Source organism: Devosia lacusdianchii (genome assembly GCF_022429625.1).
Taxonomy (GTDB): Bacteria; Pseudomonadota; Alphaproteobacteria; order Rhizobiales; family Devosiaceae; genus Devosia; species Devosia lacusdianchii.
This window is the reverse complement of sequence record NZ_CP092483.1, coordinates 4,183,080-4,198,825: the sequence shown is the minus strand read 5'-3', so window position 1 is coordinate 4,198,825 and position 15,746 is coordinate 4,183,080. Positions and strand designations below refer to the sequence as shown.

Here is a 15,746-nt window from a genome sequence, read left to right as displayed (position 1 = left end):
TTCTATCCCCAGGGACCGCGTTGTCCGCCGTCCTCGTCGGTCCGTCCGACGGTCGGCACGCGCCAGCCACCGCCGATGTCGCGACCGGTACTGGTCGGGGCTGGGCGAGGCTGAGGCCTGCGGCCCTTATCGTCCACCTGCATCTCGGCTGCAAGCTTGCGCAAAGCTTCGATGCGGTTGCCGGTATCGGGATGGGTGGAAAAGAGGTTGTCCATCCGCTGCCCGGATAGGGGGTTGATGATGTACATATGGGCCATGGCCGGGTTGCGCTCGGCCGCGATATTGACCTGCCGGCCGGCCAGGGTCGCGATCTTCTGCAGCGCCGAAGCGAGCGCCAGCGGGTCGCCGGAAATCTCGGCGCCGTCGCGGTCGGCTTCGTATTCGCGGGTGCGGCTCACCGCCATTTGCACCAGCATGGCCGCGACCGGCGCGAGGAAAACCATCAGCAGCGCGCCGACACCGCCCAGCGGATTGTCGCGATTATTGCCGCCACCAAAGAACAGGCCGAACTGCGCCAGGGCCGAAATGGCGCCGGCAAAGGTGGCGGTAATGGTCATGGTCAGCGTGTCGCGGCTGCGGATATGGGCCAGTTCATGCGCGACCACGGCCGCGACTTCACGGGTTTCGAGATGCTTGAGCAGGCCGGCAGACACGGCGACGGCGGCGTTTTGCGGGTTACGGCCGGTGGCGAATGCGTTGGGCTGCTCGGACTGGATGACATAGACCTTGGGCGTGGGTATGCCGGCCTTGCGCGACAGGATGTCGACCATGTCGTAAAGCTCGGGCACGCGGGAGCGTTCGACCGGCACGGCATTCTGCATGCGCAGTACCAGCTTGTCGGAATTCCAGTAGCCGAAGAGATTGGTCACCAGTGCAAAGACGAAGGCGATCATCATGCCGGATGTGCCGCCGATGAAATAGCCGACAGCCATGAACAGCGCGGTCAGCGCTGCAAGCAGGACAGTGGTGCGAAACGCATTGAACACGGGGAGACCTTGGGTTCGAGTTCTCGACTAATTATGTTGTGCACCCAGAGGTTCCATGCAAGCGGCATGACCAAATCGTAACCTGGACCAGACAATGAGCGACGAAGATATCCCAGAGGAAACGCCACGGCCGCCCCTAAGCGACGCCGCCAAGCGCGCGCTGGCCGAAGCCGAGGCGCGCCGCCGGGCGATCGATGCGAAGGGAGCCTTTGCCCCCAAGGAGAAAGGCGGTCGCGGCGGATTGGAGCCCGGGCGCTATGGCGATTGGGAAATCAAGGGCCTGACCAGCGACTTCTGAGCGAGGGCCCTTGGGTCAAGCTCGAGCGAACGGCGGTGGGCTTATTGAATACGCCAATAGCGGGTCAGCGATCACCACCGCCAACAATGTCTGTGAGACTGAAGCCTGCGGCCGACACTGCGACCGTCGTCGCCACCATGATAATCGCTGCGATCAAGCCGTATTCGACAGGGGTCACGCCGGCTTCATCGTGGGCGAAATTTATCAGGGTACGCAACATACAAAATACTTCCGGCACTTGGACTGCGGGCGATACTGCCAATCGCAGCCTGAACATAATCTGAATGAATATGGTAAATCAGCGCGTTAAGGCCGCTGGCCGATCACATCTTAGCCGCGGGCCATCTCGATTGCCGGCAGCAGCTCGGTCTCGATGTCCCTTGGTGTCAGGGGGCCGACATGCTTGAAGGTGATGATGCCCTTGGCATCGACCACGAAGGTTTCCGGCACGCCATAGACGCCCCAGTCGATTGAGACGCGGCGGTCACGATCGGCGCCGACAGCATCATAGGGATTGCCCAGCTCGGCGAGAAACGCGCGGGCGTTTTCCGGCGCGTCACTCTGGTTGATGCCGAACAGCCTGACGCCGCTGACCTCCTTGAGCGCCACCAGCAGTGGATGCTCGTCGCGGCAGGGGATGCACCAGCTGGCAAAGACGTTGACCACTGTTACCTCGCCCATCAGCGCGGCGGTATCGAAGCCGGGCACACCCAGTTCGGGGACTGCGGGCATGGCGAAGGTCGGGACGGGCTTATCGATCAAGACCGAGCGCACGAGGCCAGGATCGCGGTCAATGGAGAAGGCGAAAACCGCCACCAGCGCCACCAGCGCGATCAGCGGCAGGCCGAAAAGGGCGTAGCGCATCAATTGGCCGGCCGCCCGCGCGGGTTGCGCGCTTCGAGTTCGGCCAGTTTGCGCGCCGTACGGCGCCCGTCATAAAGCGTCCAGGTAATCAGGCCGCCAACCGCGATGGCGACACCCAGATAGGCCGAGATGATGAAAACGGCATGGGGTCCCAGCTCGATCATGCTCCGGCTCCCTGTGCGGCCTTGCGCTGCAGTGTCGCGACGCGCCGGCGCTTGACCTCGGTATGCATGGCCTTGAGATGCAAAACCAGGAACAGGAATGTAAACGCGAAGAACATGACAAAAAGCGGCGTCAGGATCGAGCCGGGCATGCGCGGACCGTCGGCACGGAAGACACTGGCCGGTTGGTGCAGGGTGCTCCACCAGTCGACCGAGAATTTGATGATGGGGATGTTGACCGCGCCGACCAGCGTGAAGACGGCAATGACGCGCGCGGCGCGCAACTGATCGTCGAAAGCGCGCCATAGCGCGATGATGCCGAGATAGATGAACAGCAACACCAGGGTGGAGGTCATGCGCCCGTCCCATTCCCAGAACGTGCCCCAGGTCGGGCGGCCCCAAAGCGAGCCGGTGAACAGAGCAAGGGTGGTGAAAAGCGCACCCAAGGGCGCAGCGGCCTTCATCGACACGTCGGCCATGGGGTGGCGCCAGACCAGCGTACCAAGGGCCGAAACCGCCATGACGCCATAGACGAACTGGCTGAGCCAGGCATTGGGTACGTGGACATACATGATGCGCACGGTATCGCCCATCTGGTAGTCCTCGGGCGAATTGAAGAAGGCAAAATACAGCCCGACGACGAACAGCAAAGCCGTCACGATCGTCAACGGCCACAGCAGTGGCGTCGTCCAGGCGACGAACTGCCCGGGATGGGCGATGCGGTTCCACCAGCTTTGCTTGGGTGTGGTGTCTATGCTCATGGGCTCATGGCTCTAGTCTTCGGCCGAACTTATCGCAAGGGCGGCGGCAAAGGGAGCCAGCGCCACCGCCATGAGGCTCAATGCCGCAAGAAACAGCATGGCGGCACCGGACTGCGTATTGGTGATGGAGCCGACGCCGAAGATCAGCACAGGAATGGATAAAGGTGCGATGAGAATGGGCGCAATCAGCCCGCCGCGCCGGATCGCCACGGTTACCGCCGCGCCGATCGCCGCGAAAGCGGCCAGGGCCGGAGTGCCGACGAGCAGTGAAATCAGCGTCCGCCAGAAGGCGTCAGGCTCCATGGCCAGCAGCACCGCAAGCAGGGGGCTGGCGACGATCAATGGCAGGGCCGAGACCAGCCAGTGCGCGATCAATTTTGCGGCAATGACGGCGCTGAGCGGCAATTCGGCCTGGCGCAGCAGAACCAGCGAGCCATCCTCGTGATCGGCGCGGAACAGTCGCTCGATGCCCAACAGCATGGCGAGAAAGGCCGCGACCCACACGATGCCGGGCGCGATCCGGGCCAGCAGCACCCGGTCGGGCCCCACGGCGAAGGGTACAATGGCGCCTGTTATGACGAAGAACAGCACCAGCGTCAGCACATCGCCGCCGCCGCGCAGCGATAGCCGCAGTTCGCGCTGGATCATGGCCCTGAAGCTGGTCATAGGCGCGCACCCAGGGCCAGAGTTTCCATCCGCCCGGCATCGGGCAGGGTGATGGGGTCGTGCGTTGCCGCGATCGCCAGCCCGCCCATGTCGAGGTGCCGGTCGATCAGTCGCGTCACCAGTTCGTGCCCTTCGACGTCAAGCGCCGCTGTTGGTTCGTCGAGCAACCACACCGGTCGATGGCTGACCAGCAGGCGCGCCAGCGCCAGACGCCGCGACTGTCCGGCCGAAAGATAGCCGGCATCGAGCGTTTCCAGCCCGCCGAGCCCTATTTCGTCCAGCGCCGCGGCCGGCGGTATGCCCGTCGGGCCGTTGAGCGCCGCCCAGAAGGCCAGGTTTTCGATCACGCTCAGGCGGGGCTTGATGGCGTTGCGATGGCCGCAATAATGCAGGTTCCGAGCCTCATCGTCGGCGCCCTCGAGGTCAAACCGTCCCTCCATGGGCGCGATAATGCCGGCCAGGGTCAGCAGCAGCGTGGTTTTGCCTGATCCATTGGGGCCACGCAGCAGCAGGCAGTGCCCCGCGCCGACCGAAAAATCGAGACTGTCTGCCAGCGCCATGCCGCCGCGACCGCAGGTGAGGCCTTGCGCGCGCAGCACCAGCGGGGGGAACACTTGCCTTGTCGTCATGACCCCTTCTCGTATTGAACCATGGGCAAGGCTGGCAAGCCCAATCGTCTTTCTCTATAAGTCCTTATAGATTAGAGTCATTCCAGGAAAGGCAGCGCCGTTGAGCGGTTTTCGGACGGTCTCGTCCGGGCCGGCGCGCCTGCCGCAACCCATAAGATTAGGGCCGAACACCATGACCTCGGTAAACAGCTTCAAGTCGAAATCAAAACTCACGGTCGGCGGCAAGACCTACACCTATTATTCCATCGCCGAAGCCGAAAAGAACGGCCTCAAGGGTGTCTCGGCACTGCCCGGCTCGATGAAAGTGGTGCTCGAAAACCTGCTGCGCTTCGAGGATAACCGCACCGTTACCAAGGCCGATATCGAGGCTGTGGCCACCTGGCTGGTTACCCGCACCAGCGAGCACGAAATCTCCTACCGCCCGGCCCGTGTGCTGATGCAGGACTTTACCGGCGTACCCGCCGTGGTCGATCTGGCCGCCATGCGTGACGCCACCGCCAAGCTCGGCGCAGATCCGCAGAAGATCAACCCGCTGGTGCCGGTCGATCTGGTCATCGATCACTCGGTCATGGTGGACAGTTTCGGCACGCCGCTGGCCTTTGCGCAAAATGTTGAGCTCGAATACGAGCGCAATGGCGAACGCTACGAGTTCCTGCGCTGGGGCCAGTCGGCCTTCGACAATTTCCGCGTGGTACCGCCGGGCACCGGCATCTGCCATCAGGTGAACCTCGAATACTTGGCCCAGACGGTCTGGACCAAGGACGAGGACGGCGAAACAATCGCCTATCCCGATACGCTTGTCGGCACCGACTCGCACACGACCATGGTCAACGGCTTGGCCGTGCTCGGCTGGGGCGTGGGCGGTATCGAGGCCGAGGCCGCCATGCTCGGCCAGCCGATCACCATGCTGATCCCCGAGGTCGTCGGCTTCAAACTGACCGGCAAGATCAATGAGGGCATTACCGCCACCGACCTGGTGCTGACGGTCACCGAAATGCTGCGCAAGAAGGGCGTCGTCGGCAAGTTCGTGGAATTCTACGGCCCGGGCCTCGATTATCTCAGCCTTGAGGACCAGGCGACTATCGCCAACATGGCCCCTGAATACGGCGCCACCTGCGGCTACTTCCCCGTAGATGCCGATACACTCAAATACCTTATCACTTCCGGCCGTGATGCCGATCGCGTGGCGCTGGTCGAAGCCTATTCCAAGGCACAGGGCATGTTCCGCGAAACCAATTCGCCGGACCCGGTCTTCACCTCGACGCTCGAACTCGATCTCACCACTGTCGTGCCCTCGATCTCGGGCCCCAAGCGCCCGCAGGATCGTATCGCGCTCGACAATGCCAAGGCCGCTTTCGCTGCCGCCCTGCCCAAGGAATTCGGCAAGAGTGACGATCCGAAGGTTCCGGTCGAAGGCACGGACTATGCAATCGGCCACGGCGATGTCGTGATTGCCGCCATCACCTCGTGCACCAATACCTCGAACCCGTCGGTGCTGGTCGCGGCCGGCCTCGTCGCCCGCAAGGCGCGGGCGCTGGGCCTTGATTCCAAACCCTGGGTCAAGACCTCGCTGGCCCCCGGCTCGCAGGTGGTCACCGACTATCTCGATAGCGCCGGGCTCTCGGAAGACCTCGATGCCATCGGCTTCAACCTGGTCGGCTATGGCTGCACCACCTGCATCGGCAATTCCGGCCCGCTGCCGGTGGAGATTTCCAAGGCCGTGCATTCAGGCGACCTGGTCGCCGCCTCGGTGCTATCAGGCAACCGCAATTTCGAAGGCCGCGTGAACCCGGATGTGAAGGCGAACTTCCTGGCATCCCCGCCGCTTGTGGTTGCTTACGCGATCGCGGGCTCGATGAAGATCGATATCACCAAGGATCCGATCGGCACCTCCAAGGACGGCAAGCCGGTTTACCTGAAAGATATCTGGCCCTCGAACCATGAGGTCGCCGAGATCGTGCGCAAGCACGTGACCAAGGAAATGTTCCAGGGGCGTTATTCGGACGTCTTCAAGGGCGACACCAATTGGCAGGGCATCCAGATCGAAGGTGGCGAAACCTATGGCTGGAACGCATCGTCGACCTATGTGCAGAACCCGCCCTATTTCGAAGGCATGACGATGACGCCCAAGCCCATCACCAATGTCGAGAAGGCCAAGGTGCTGGCGCTGTTCCTCGACTCGATCACTACCGACCACATCTCTCCGGCCGGTTCGTTCAAGGCGACCACGCCTGCCGGCAAGTATCTCGAAGAGCGGCAGGTCGCGCCGCGCGATTTCAACTCCTATGGCGCTCGCCGCGGTAATCATGAAGTGATGATGCGCGGCACCTTCGCCAATATCCGCATCAAGAACCAGATGCTCCCGGGCGTCGAGGGTGGCTATACCAAGGGTCCCGATGGCTCGCAGATGGCCATTTACGACGCCGCCATGGCCTATCAGGCCGCCGGCACGCCGCTGGTGATCTTTGCCGGCAAGGAATATGGCACCGGTTCCTCGCGTGACTGGGCCGCCAAGGGCACGAACCTGCTGGGCGTGCGCGCCGTGATCGCTCAGTCCTTCGAGCGCATCCATCGCTCGAACCTGGTCGGCATGGGCGTCATCCCGCTGCAGTTCAAAGACGGCGAGAGCTGGCAGACGCTGGGCCTCGATGGCAGCGAGACCGTGGACATCGAAGGCGTCACCGAGATCGCGCCGCGCGCCATGGTTACCGTCAAGATCACCCGTGCCGATGGCTCGGTGCTCAACGTCGAAACCCGCTGCCGCATCGATACGGCCAACGAGCTCGATTACTACAAGAATGGCGGCATCCTGCACTACGTGCTGCGCAGCCTCGTCGCCGCGTAAGCTACGGCGTTTCCCGATACAGAATGGCGGCCTACTCAGGCATGTCGGGGTGTCGGTGGCCGGCGCTGATCTCGAGCGCCAACCCAAACTCGATGTCACCCCGGCCTTGAGGCGGGGCCCATCCTGGGATGCCGGTTGCCGAGCCGAGGGCGGCATGCTTGGCTGCATCTATGGAGTGCTCTTACTACGTCTACATCCTCGCAAACCGAAAACGCGGAACGCTCTATGTGGGCGTGACCAACGATTTGGTGCGAAGGACGCATGAGCACCGCGAAGGCGTGGCCGCCGGATTCACGAAACGGCACGGCTGCAAGCACCTCGTGTGGTTTGAAACACATACCGACATTGAGGCGGCAATTCTGCGTGAAAAGCGCGTGAAGACGTGGCTGAGACCGTGGAAGGAGGAGCTCGTCGAGGCGAGCAATCCGGATTGGCGGGACTTGTGGTGGGATATCATCGGGCCTCAGCCACCAGATCTCGGGATGGGCCCCGGCTCAAGGCCGGGGTGACATCCGGGGTGGTGTGAGGCCAGTGGCACGCCTCCGCTCCACGCCCCCCGAGAATCTCCGCCTCTCACCCTCTTTTGACTGGCGGGCGTCGTCGGGGGCGGCTTACAACCGTGCCCATGACTTTCCGACCCTTTTCCAGCACCATTCTCGGCGTCATTGCGCTCGCGTTCCTGGTCCATCCGGCTAGCGCCGACAGCACGCGGGTGCGGCCCAAGGCGGTGGTGGAGTTGTTTACCAGCCAGGGCTGCGCATCATGCCCGCCGGCCGATGCATTGCTCACCAGCCTAGCCGAGGATGAGGATGTGGTGGCGCTCGCCTATCACGTCGATTACTGGGACTATGTCGGCTGGCAGGATACGTTCGGCAATGCCGATTACTCCGATCGCCAGCGGGCTTACGCCGAAAGCTGGGGCTCGTCGCGCATCTATACGCCGCAAATGGTGGTCAATGGCGCCAAGGGCGTCGTCGGCTCGCGCCGGGGCGAGGTGCATGGCGCTCTTGCCGAAGCGAGCCTGCCACTATCGGTTGATGTCGTGCGCGACGGCGACATGCTCAAGATCGCCATTCCGCCCAATACCACGCTGGAGAATGCGGTGGTGTGGATGGTCACCTATCTCGACCGCGCCGATGTCAACATCGATACCGGTGATAATGCCGGCAAGTCCATGGTCTACACGCAGGTGGTAACCAACCGCCAGGTGCTGGGCATGTGGGAAGCCACGACCGGCGCCACTATCAAGCTGCCTATTCCCGAAGTGTTGGCCGATACCAGCACCGGCATCGCCGTTATCGTGCAGCAGGAGCGCGACGGGCTGCCAGGCCCGATTCTGGGCGCGGCGGCCTTTGAGCGCTAGGCAGAAAAAATCCCGTCCTTGGGGGCAAGGACGGGATAGAGACTGACTGGTCAACTAACTAATAGGGGCGGCTGACACCCGGGCGTCAAGGTTTGGGGGCTCGGTCGGCCCGGATGCCAGCCACTGGAGGCAATGGCTGTACCCTGGCGGACCAATCTGGCGCGTTCAGGGACAAAGTGTGACCGAAATGGGGAATTTCACCCCAGCGCATTTGCCTGCTCGACGCCCTTGCATCGCATCGCGAATGCCGCAATCATGACATAGCGTTGACAAGTGGAGTTCATCGGAACGGTGCAGGGTCGCACGCCGAACGACAGAAGCGTTCCGCTCTCGCTGGTGCATGCCGGCGAGCCCTCGGCAAATGCCGCATCCAGCAAAATCCCTGCTATCGTCGCCTTCGACCGCAAGGAGCTGGCGCTGATCCTCAACGTCTATGGCCGCAAGGTCGGGCTGGGCGAATGGCGCGACTACGCCATGGACTTTTTGCGCGATCGCGCGGTGTTTTCGATCTATGCGCGTGTGTCGGAACGCCCGCTGTTCATCGTCGAAAAGTCACCGCGCCTGCGCAACAGGCAGGGGCAATACTCAGTCACCAACCAGCAGGGACGCATTCTCAAGCGCGGCCATGAGCTGGGCCAGGTGCTCCGCGTCCTCGATCCGCAACTGGCGGTAGTGGGATAGTATGACCCTGGCAATCCGCCGGGCCATTCCCTCGGACGTGCCCGCCATGAGCGCGGTGCTGACCGCCTCGATCACCGAACTCTGCGCCGCCGACCATCATGGCGGAGCCGACGCCATTGCCGCCTGGACGCGGAACAAGACCGAGGCGGGCGTCGCCGCGACGCTGGCCAATCCGGACCAGCAGATCTATGTGGCCGAGCGACACGGTCAGGTTGTGGCGGTCGGGGCGGTAACGTCAGGCGGCGCGATCAGCCTCAACTATGTCGCGCCTTCCGCCCGCTTCACCGGCGTCAGCAGCGCCATGCTGGAGCGGCTTGAAGCGGCGATCGTTGCGATGGGGCACAGGGAAGGGCGATTGGAAAGCACCATCACAGCCAGAGCATTCTATGAAAACCGGGGCTGGCTGGTCTATGGCCCGCAGGCCACTGGCCGCATGGTCAATGGCTATCCTATGCGCAGCCATTGCTGCCCTAGCCGCTGGCAGGCTCAGCGCTTTGCTCCGTACTATCCATGCCACGGCCTAGAGCGCCAGCTGCAGATGGACGATGTCGAGCCAGCGATCGAACTTGAAGCCCACCGCGTCATAGCGGCCGACATGGCGGAAGCCGAATTTTTCGTGGATGGCGATCGAATTGGCCGTTTCCGCGGTGATGACGGCGATCATCTGCCTGAAGCCGAAGGCGCGCGACTGGGCGATGAGCTCGGTCAGCATGATCCGGCCCAGGCCCTGGCCGGTGGCGGCGGGGTCGAGATAGATCGAGTCCTCGCAGGTGAAACGGTAAGCCGGTCGCGGGCGATAGGTCGAGGCATAGGCATAGCCCAGCACCTGTCCAGCCCGTTCGGCGATGATCAGCGGATGGCCGAGTGCTACCAGGTGGCCGAATTTTTCGGCCATGGCCGGTTCGCCCGGCGCCTCGGTATCGAAGGTGATCGCGGTCGTATCGACGTAGTGCTTGTAAATCGCGGTGATGGCGGTCACGTCAGACCAGCGGAACGGGCGCAATTGGATATCGGACACGGCAGGCTCGGCAAAAAGAAAGGACCGCAGCCTTTGTAGGCTGCGGTCCGAATTGTCGTCCAACCAAATTCCTTGATTCTGCGATCAAGGGACCCGGTGCTTACTCGCGATTGCCGAACAGGCGGAGCAGCATCATGAACAGGTTGATGAAGTCGAGGTAGAGGCTCAGCGCGCCCATGATGGCGCCCTTGGCCAGAACTTCGTGGCCGTGAGACTCGTCGTAGCCTTCCTTGATCTTCTGCGTATCGTAGGCGGTGAGGCCCACGAAGATCAGCACGCCGACCGCCGAGATGGCGAATTCGAGCATGGACGACTGCATGAAGATGTTGACCACCGAGGCGATGATCAGGCCGATCAGGCCCATCATCAGGAACGAACCCATCTGGGTCAGGTCACGCTTGGTGGTGTAGCCGTAAAGGCTCATGGCACCAAAGGTCGCGGCGGTGATGAAGAACACCTTGGCGATCGACGCGTCGGTATAGACCAGGAAGATCGAGCTCAGCGACACGCCCATAATGGCCGCGAAGGCCCAGAACACGGCCTGTGCAGCCGGCACCGAGAGCTTGTTGATGCCGAAGCTCAGCACCAGCACGAAGGCCAGGGGAGCGAGCATCACGACCCATTGCAGCGGGCTTGCATAGAGCAGGGCGCCCCACTGGGTCACCAGCTGGCCATTGGCGAGCTGGCCGACGGCGGCGTCAGGATTGGTGGTGACGGCGGCAGCGGCGGCAAACCACGCAGCCAGGCCGGTCACGACCAGGCCAACGCCCATGTAATTGTAAACGCGCAGCATGTAGCTGCGGAGGCCCTCGTCGATGGCCAAGGCCGAGCCGGCCCGCGCACCGAGGGTCTGACGGTCATATTCAGCCATAGTCGGTTTCCTTTCCCAATTAAGAAGCGGCTATTGCACCGCCGGTGGGCATTGGTTGCCACTTGCCGGACAATATGGATGCAGGCCCAAATGTTTACAAGACTTGATGGGGGCGTGCGACGAATCGACTGGCCGTCGGGAGCGCTTGTGCTACGGTCGAGGTCGAATCGCGTAGTGATCCTTAGGAAGAGGAGGGCCTCATGCCCCGGCTCTTTACCGGCCTCGAAATCCCGGCCGACGTGGGATTTGCGCTTTCTTTGAAGCGCGGCGGGCTCACCGGCGCCCGCTGGATCGATGCCGAGAATTATCACATTACGTTGAGATTCATCGGCGATGTCGATCATCAGACCGCCGATGAAGTGGCCGATAGTCTCGACCGGCTGGCCAATTCCATGCGGTTTTCGATCCGGCTGACCCATCTGGGCACGTTTGGCGGTGATAAGCCGCGCGCGCTTTATGCCGGCGTCGAGTCCAGCGACATGCTGACCCGGCTGCAGGCGGCGCAGGAGCGGGTGCTGCAACGGGCCGGGTTGCCGCCCGATGGCCGCAAGTTCGTGCCGCATGTTTCACTGGCCCGGCTGCGCGGCGCCAGCGCCATGGAAGTGGCCCGGTTCATCGCCGAGGCAGGCCGGTTCGAGCCGCTGACCTTCCCGGTCGGCCGCTTCGTTTTGTTTTCAAGCAAGGATTCGGTCGGCGGCGGGCCCTATGTGGTCGAGCAGTCCTATCCGCTGGCGGCCTGATCTCGATTGCGCCAGCGCGATCACGGTCACGCAACTGTTAGCACAATCTTAACCCTGGCGGCGCAAACCGGAACGAACCTGGCTCCGCACGTCAAATTGCCGCCGCGATTGGCTCGCAATTGAAGCAAATACGGTTGGACGCGGCGGCGTTTGACACCTTGGTAACCATGCTTGGGGCAGACTTCGCGGGCAGCTCCCCAGAATCGGGACCTTCAAGATGAGGAAGATTTGGCGATGACGACGAAAACCGGTGGCCTTGTCCTTGGGCTCGCGGTCGGCGCGATCATGGCTCTGGCTCCTGCCGCACAGGCGCAGCAGGCGACCGAGCTCGGCACCTTCAATGCCTGGACCGCCTGGCAGGCGACCGATGCGAGCGGAGTGATCTGCTATGTCTCGGCGACGCCGGGCAAGAGTGAGCCGGCAGGCGCCAACCGCGACCCGATCCACTTCATGATCATTCACCGCAAGGGGATGGGCACCAAGAACGAAGTGCAGACCATTATCGGCTACCCGTTCAACGCCACCAATGCCGGCGCCAGCGCCGCCATCGATGGCAAGGCCTATCCGATGGTCACCGAAGGGTCGGCTGCCTGGCTCGCCTCGACCGGCGACGAGAGCGGGTTCGTGCAAGCCTTCAAGGCCGGCAGCAACCTGGTCATCAAGGGCACCAGCCAGCGTGGCACCAACACCACCGATACCTATTCGCTGAGCGGGGCCACGGCGGCGATGAACGCCATCGACGCGGCCTGCAAGTAGTCATTTTCAGGGTTGCCCCTAGCGGGCGATCCTTCATAACTGGGCGGGGGCCGCAAGGCTCCTCGCCCTTCGTCTTTTGAGGCCCCGATGATCAAACCCGCCGTGGCGATTGCCCTGCTCACTTCCCTGGCCCTGACCAGCGCCGCCAGCGCGCAGCAGGTGCGGCTGCTCGGCGAACACCGCGCCTGGTCAAGCTATGCCGCCAGCGATGCATCGGGCGATGTGTGCTTTGCCATGACCAAGCCGGAAAGCGTCACCCCGACGCCCGATGGCTATACCCAGGCCTATGTCTACATTACCGACCGGCCGGGCGAGAGCGTCGCCGGCGAGTTCAACCTGGTTGCCGGCTTCGCCTTCCAGCCCGATAGCGTCGCCACCGTCAATGTCGGTGGGCAGAGCTTCAACCTCTTCACCCAGAACGACGCCGCCTGGCTTGACGATGCCGGCCAGTCCGCGGCACTCGCCAGCGCCATCCGTGCCGGCTCGTCCATGGTGATCGAAGGCACGACCGCTGCCGGCATCAAGGTGACGCAGAACTATTCGTTGTCCGGCGCGACAGCGGCGCAGCAATCGGTCGGCTCGGGCTGCTGACGCTTGCCACAGCCACGAAGCGTCATCCTCGGGCTTGACCCGAGGACACTGCACTTAGCGATGGTTCGGTAGGTGTAGAGCCCTCGGGTCAAGCCCGAGGGTGACGATCGAGCATGCGGTGCGCCTGCGCAAAGCTCCCTCCCGGCACGGTGACTTTGCGTTAATCCTGCCCATATGCTATTGGCCGCGCCAATCCCACACGTCCGGACCCTTTTGCCACGCCATGAGCATTGCGCTGAACCTCGACCATTCGACCGCGACCCGCCCCGCCGCGGCCAGCCGTCCGTCGCTGATCGGTCTCAGCAAGCCGCAGCTGGCCGAGGCGCTGACTACGGCCGGCATTGCCGCCGACAAGGAAGCGCGCATGCGCGCCAGCCAGCTGTGGAACTGGCTCTATGTCAACGGCACCACCGATTTCGACCGCATGACCAATGTGGCCAAGCCGGTGCGGCAGAAGCTGGCCGATACCTTCATCCTCGATCGCCCCGAGATCGTCACCGAGCAGGTGTCATCCGATGGCACGCGCAAGTGGCTGTTCCGCTTCCGCGATCCGGCCAATCCGAACTATCCGCCGGTCGAGGTTGAAACCGTCTATATCCCAGAGCAGGATCGCGGGACGCTGTGCGTCTCTTCACAGGTTGGCTGCACGCTCACCTGCTCGTTCTGCCATACCGGCACGCAGAAGCTGGTGCGCAATCTCACGGCGGGCGAAATCCTCGGCCAGATCCTGATGGCGCGCGAGCGTCTCGGCGATTTCCCTGGCGGTTCGCGTCCCGATGACGGCGGGCTCGTGCCCTCGGGCGAGACCCGCGCCATCACCAATATCGTGATGATGGGCATGGGCGAGCCGCTCTACAATTACGACAACGTCAAGCAGGCGCTGCTGATCGCCTCGGCTGGCGACGGCATGAGCCTTAGTAAGCGCCGCATCACGCTCTCGACCTCGGGCGTCGTGCCCTATATCGAACCGACCGGGCGCGAGATCGACGTCATGCTGGCCATTTCGCTGCATGCTACCAACAATGATCTGCGCGACGTGCTGGTGCCGATCAACAAGAAGTGGCCGCTCGAAGAGCTCCTGGAAGCCTGCCGCAACTATCCCGGCCTTTCCAATGCCCGCCGCATCACCTTCGAATATGTGATGCTCGACGGCATCAATGACAGCGACGCCGAAGCCCGCGAACTGGTGCGCCTCTTGGCCGGCATCCCGGCCAAGATCAACCTGATCCCGTTCAACCCGTGGCCGGGCGCGAACTACGGCACCTCGCCCTCGTCGCGCATCGAGCGCTTCGCCGATATCGTCAACAAAGCCGGCTATGCCAGCCCCGTCCGCACCCCGCGCGGCCGCGATATCTTCGCGGCATGCGGCCAGCTCAAGAGCGAAACCGAGCGCCTGAGCAAGAAGGACCGCGAGGCGCTGGCGGGGTAGCCTACTTCTTTGCCTCAGCAAACAGGATGGTCGCGGCGAAGGCCGTGAACACCGCCGCAAAGCTCCAGTTCAATGCGCGTTGCACCCAGACGCTGCGCACCAGCAGGGCGGCTAGGCGTTCGGCTGCAAAAACGGTCAACACGGCGAGCGGGATCGACACCACGATGAACTCCGCGCCGAGGAAGAATAGTTTCTGTCCTGCCGCCGGGTCGTGACGATCAACGAATTGCGGCAGGAAGGTCATGAAGAACAGCACAACCTTGGGGTTGAGCAGGTTGATACCGACCCCTGTCAGGTAGCTCTGCGCTACGGTCGGCGCTTTCGCGGCTTTCTGCGCGATGCGCAAGCCGCCGCCTTGGGTGATAGCCTGCCAGGCCAGCCACAGCAGATAGAGCGCCCCGGCGACCTTGAGCACGAGGAAAGCGGCTGGCGCCGCAACGATCAGCACCGATATGCCAAGCGCCACAAGGCAGGTATGGACCAGAATGCCGGTCATGGCGCCTGCGGCGGTGGCGAAGCCGTGGCTGCGGCCATAGTTGATGGCGCGCGACATTTGCAGCGCCATGTCGGGTCCCGGGGTGATCGCCAGTACAATGGTCGCTACGGCAAAGGCGAGAATGACGGATAGATCGGGCACAAAGTTCATCAGAATTTCGACTTCTCACATTCGCGCAGGCCATCGTCGCCTGACAGGACCAGGTTGCCGCCGGACATTTCGATCAGGCTGTCGATCTTCCAGTCGTCGAGCAAGGGACCGGAAGTGACGTCAATGGCCACGCCCATGCCACGGCTGATATTGCCTTCGCCGCTCAGCGTTTCATAGGATTCGGGCAGAGTCTCGACGGTGTAGCCGCTCTCACCGACCACCAGCCGGAATGGATTGCCACCCATGATATTGGTGCAGGCATAGGTCCGGCCTTCCAGTGCCGCCGCCGGGGCGGTCAGCGCCGGAATGCAGATGAGAATGGCGGCGCGGGTAAGCCAAGTCATGGCGTGCTGACCGGGGTCAAAAGTCCTGACCCGACAATTGCACGGCGGCGATGGCTTGAACAGGGTGGCGCCGCGGCAGTAACGGCGAGGCGGGCGC

Annotated in this window: 20 protein-coding genes and 1 pseudogene; 10 read left to right on the top strand and 11 right to left on the bottom strand. The window is 63.0% G+C overall.

Translation table 11 applies throughout. From position 1 onward, the window contains the following. Positions 1-2: 2 nt before the first annotated feature. Positions 3-986: a zinc metalloprotease HtpX gene (gene htpX, locus MF606_RS20740; protein WP_275693104.1), complete on the bottom strand. Its 984-nt coding sequence runs from the start codon at positions 984-986 to the stop codon at positions 3-5. Between the two features lie 94 nt (positions 987-1,080). Here htpX and MF606_RS20735 point away from each other — a divergent pair, with 94 nt between their 5' ends. Then, positions 1,081-1,284 carry a DUF1674 domain-containing protein gene (locus tag MF606_RS20735; protein WP_240231219.1) on the top strand — a complete coding sequence of 68 codons (204 nt, stop codon included), beginning with the start codon at positions 1,081-1,083 and terminating at the stop codon, positions 1,282-1,284. A 64-nt stretch (positions 1,285-1,348) separates the two neighbouring features. On the opposite strand, the gene MF606_RS20730 is transcribed toward MF606_RS20735, so the two are convergent. The 6 genes from MF606_RS20730 to ccmA all read right to left on the bottom strand — a co-directional run bounded on the left by MF606_RS20730 (position 1,349) and on the right by ccmA (position 4,365). Continuing rightward, positions 1,349-1,504, bottom strand: a complete 156-nt coding sequence (locus tag MF606_RS20730; protein ID WP_240231218.1) for a Flp family type IVb pilin — start codon at positions 1,502-1,504, stop codon at positions 1,349-1,351. Between the two features lie 110 nt (positions 1,505-1,614). Next, positions 1,615-2,148 (bottom strand): DsbE family thiol:disulfide interchange protein, encoded by a 534-nt coding sequence (locus tag MF606_RS20725; RefSeq protein WP_240231217.1) that lies wholly within the window; start codon positions 2,146-2,148, stop codon positions 1,615-1,617. Beyond that, positions 2,148-2,312: a heme exporter protein CcmD gene (gene ccmD / locus MF606_RS20720; protein ID WP_240231216.1), complete on the bottom strand. Its 165-nt coding sequence runs from the start codon at positions 2,310-2,312 to the stop codon at positions 2,148-2,150. The genes MF606_RS20725 and ccmD overlap by 1 nt, the downstream gene beginning before the upstream one ends. Beyond that, positions 2,309-3,070, bottom strand: coding sequence for a heme ABC transporter permease (locus MF606_RS20715; RefSeq protein ID WP_240231215.1), 762 nt, complete (start codon positions 3,068-3,070; stop codon positions 2,309-2,311). The genes ccmD and MF606_RS20715 overlap by 4 nt, the downstream gene beginning before the upstream one ends. Positions 3,071-3,082: 12 nt before the next feature. Then, positions 3,083-3,736: a heme exporter protein CcmB gene (gene ccmB / locus MF606_RS20710; protein WP_240231214.1), complete on the bottom strand. Its 654-nt coding sequence runs from the start codon at positions 3,734-3,736 to the stop codon at positions 3,083-3,085. Then, on the bottom strand, positions 3,733-4,365 hold the full coding sequence (gene ccmA / locus MF606_RS20705; RefSeq protein ID WP_240231213.1) for a heme ABC exporter ATP-binding protein CcmA: 633 nt from the start codon (positions 4,363-4,365) through the stop codon (positions 3,733-3,735). Before ccmA ends, ccmB begins: the two co-directional genes overlap by 4 nt. Before the next feature lie 172 nt (positions 4,366-4,537). Here ccmA and acnA point away from each other — a divergent pair, with 172 nt between their 5' ends. The 5 genes and pseudogenes from acnA to MF606_RS21735 form a co-directional block, all read left to right on the top strand. Further along, the gene (acnA, locus tag MF606_RS20700) at positions 4,538-7,210 is read left to right on the top strand and encodes an aconitate hydratase AcnA (RefSeq protein WP_240231212.1); all 2,673 of its coding nucleotides are present in this window, start codon (positions 4,538-4,540) and stop codon (positions 7,208-7,210) included. Between the two features lie 170 nt (positions 7,211-7,380). Continuing rightward, positions 7,381-7,719: a GIY-YIG nuclease family protein gene (locus tag MF606_RS20695; protein WP_240233906.1), complete on the top strand. Its 339-nt coding sequence runs from the start codon at positions 7,381-7,383 to the stop codon at positions 7,717-7,719. Positions 7,720-7,835: 116 nt separating this feature from the next. Then, a complete protein-coding gene (locus MF606_RS20690; RefSeq protein ID WP_240231211.1) occupies positions 7,836-8,573 on the top strand; it encodes a DUF1223 domain-containing protein in 738 nt (245 codons plus the stop codon). A gap of 333 nt (positions 8,574-8,906) precedes the next feature. Continuing rightward, a complete protein-coding gene (locus tag MF606_RS20685) occupies positions 8,907-9,254 on the top strand; it encodes a DUF2794 domain-containing protein (RefSeq protein ID WP_240233905.1) in 348 nt (115 codons plus the stop codon). Between the two features lies 1 nt (position 9,255). Further along, positions 9,256-9,699 (top strand): annotated as a pseudogene (locus MF606_RS21735) (GNAT family N-acetyltransferase); the annotation flags it as partial. A 75-nt stretch (positions 9,700-9,774) separates the two neighbouring features. On the opposite strand, the gene MF606_RS20680 reads toward MF606_RS21735, so the two are convergent. Next, a complete protein-coding gene (locus tag MF606_RS20680; RefSeq protein ID WP_240231210.1) occupies positions 9,775-10,272 on the bottom strand; it encodes a GNAT family N-acetyltransferase in 498 nt (165 codons plus the stop codon). A gap of 100 nt (positions 10,273-10,372) precedes the next feature. Beyond that, positions 10,373-11,143 (bottom strand): Bax inhibitor-1/YccA family protein, encoded by a 771-nt coding sequence (locus MF606_RS20675; protein ID WP_240231209.1) that lies wholly within the window; start codon positions 11,141-11,143, stop codon positions 10,373-10,375. 200 nt (positions 11,144-11,343) lie between these two features. Here MF606_RS20675 and thpR point away from each other — a divergent pair, with 200 nt between their 5' ends. The 4 genes from thpR (at position 11,344) to rlmN (ending at position 14,659) form a co-directional block, all read left to right on the top strand. Continuing rightward, positions 11,344-11,883, top strand: coding sequence for an RNA 2',3'-cyclic phosphodiesterase (gene thpR, locus MF606_RS20670; protein ID WP_240231208.1), 540 nt, complete (start codon positions 11,344-11,346; stop codon positions 11,881-11,883). 234 nt (positions 11,884-12,117) lie between these two features. Continuing rightward, positions 12,118-12,639, top strand: a complete 522-nt coding sequence (locus tag MF606_RS20665) for an invasion associated locus B family protein (protein WP_240231207.1) — start codon at positions 12,118-12,120, stop codon at positions 12,637-12,639. Between the two features lie 87 nt (positions 12,640-12,726). Beyond that, positions 12,727-13,230 carry an invasion associated locus B family protein gene (locus MF606_RS20660; RefSeq protein ID WP_240231206.1) on the top strand — a complete coding sequence of 168 codons (504 nt, stop codon included), beginning with the start codon at positions 12,727-12,729 and terminating at the stop codon, positions 13,228-13,230. A 223-nt stretch (positions 13,231-13,453) separates the two neighbouring features. Then, a complete protein-coding gene (gene rlmN / locus MF606_RS20655; RefSeq protein WP_240231205.1) occupies positions 13,454-14,659 on the top strand; it encodes a dual-specificity RNA methyltransferase RlmN in 1,206 nt (401 codons plus the stop codon). Position 14,660: 1 nt separating this feature from the next. On the opposite strand, the gene MF606_RS20650 is transcribed toward rlmN, so the two are convergent. Both MF606_RS20650 and MF606_RS20645 read right to left on the bottom strand, forming a co-directional pair. After that, positions 14,661-15,305 carry a LysE family translocator gene (locus MF606_RS20650; RefSeq protein WP_240231204.1) on the bottom strand — a complete coding sequence of 215 codons (645 nt, stop codon included), beginning with the start codon at positions 15,303-15,305 and terminating at the stop codon, positions 14,661-14,663. Then, positions 15,305-15,649 carry a hypothetical protein gene (locus tag MF606_RS20645; RefSeq protein WP_240231203.1) on the bottom strand — a complete coding sequence of 115 codons (345 nt, stop codon included), beginning with the start codon at positions 15,647-15,649 and terminating at the stop codon, positions 15,305-15,307. Before MF606_RS20645 ends, MF606_RS20650 begins: the two co-directional genes overlap by 1 nt. Between the last annotated feature and the right edge of the window lie 97 nt (positions 15,650-15,746).

Excerpts from the sequence above, each read along its gene's own strand:
- MF606_RS20735 (WP_240231219.1), top strand. The coding sequence starts at position 1,081 with ATGAGCGACGAAGATATCCCAGAGGAAACGCCACGGCCGCCCCTAAGC.
- MF606_RS20730 (WP_240231218.1), bottom strand. The coding sequence starts at position 1,504 with ATGTTGCGTACCCTGATAAATTTCGCCCACGATGAAGCCGGCGTGACC.
- MF606_RS20725 (WP_240231217.1), bottom strand. The coding sequence starts at position 2,148 with ATGCGCTACGCCCTTTTCGGCCTGCCGCTGATCGCGCTGGTGGCGCTG.
- ccmD (WP_240231216.1), bottom strand. The coding sequence starts at position 2,312 with ATGATCGAGCTGGGACCCCATGCCGTTTTCATCATCTCGGCCTATCTG.
- MF606_RS20715 (WP_240231215.1), bottom strand. The coding sequence starts at position 3,070 with ATGAGCATAGACACCACACCCAAGCAAAGCTGGTGGAACCGCATCGCC.
- ccmB (WP_240231214.1), bottom strand. The coding sequence starts at position 3,736 with ATGACCAGCTTCAGGGCCATGATCCAGCGCGAACTGCGGCTATCGCTG.
- ccmA (WP_240231213.1), bottom strand. The coding sequence starts at position 4,365 with ATGACGACAAGGCAAGTGTTCCCCCCGCTGGTGCTGCGCGCGCAAGGC.
- acnA (WP_240231212.1), top strand. The coding sequence starts at position 4,538 with ATGACCTCGGTAAACAGCTTCAAGTCGAAATCAAAACTCACGGTCGGC.
- MF606_RS20695 (WP_240233906.1), top strand. The coding sequence starts at position 7,381 with ATGGAGTGCTCTTACTACGTCTACATCCTCGCAAACCGAAAACGCGGA.
- MF606_RS20690 (WP_240231211.1), top strand. The coding sequence starts at position 7,836 with ATGACTTTCCGACCCTTTTCCAGCACCATTCTCGGCGTCATTGCGCTC.
- MF606_RS20675 (WP_240231209.1), bottom strand. The coding sequence starts at position 11,143 with ATGGCTGAATATGACCGTCAGACCCTCGGTGCGCGGGCCGGCTCGGCC.
- thpR (WP_240231208.1), top strand. The coding sequence starts at position 11,344 with ATGCCCCGGCTCTTTACCGGCCTCGAAATCCCGGCCGACGTGGGATTT.
- MF606_RS20665 (WP_240231207.1), top strand. The coding sequence starts at position 12,118 with ATGACGACGAAAACCGGTGGCCTTGTCCTTGGGCTCGCGGTCGGCGCG.
- MF606_RS20660 (WP_240231206.1), top strand. The coding sequence starts at position 12,727 with ATGATCAAACCCGCCGTGGCGATTGCCCTGCTCACTTCCCTGGCCCTG.
- rlmN (WP_240231205.1), top strand. The coding sequence starts at position 13,454 with ATGAGCATTGCGCTGAACCTCGACCATTCGACCGCGACCCGCCCCGCC.
- MF606_RS20650 (WP_240231204.1), bottom strand. The coding sequence starts at position 15,305 with ATGAACTTTGTGCCCGATCTATCCGTCATTCTCGCCTTTGCCGTAGCG.
- MF606_RS20645 (WP_240231203.1), bottom strand. The coding sequence starts at position 15,649 with ATGACTTGGCTTACCCGCGCCGCCATTCTCATCTGCATTCCGGCGCTG.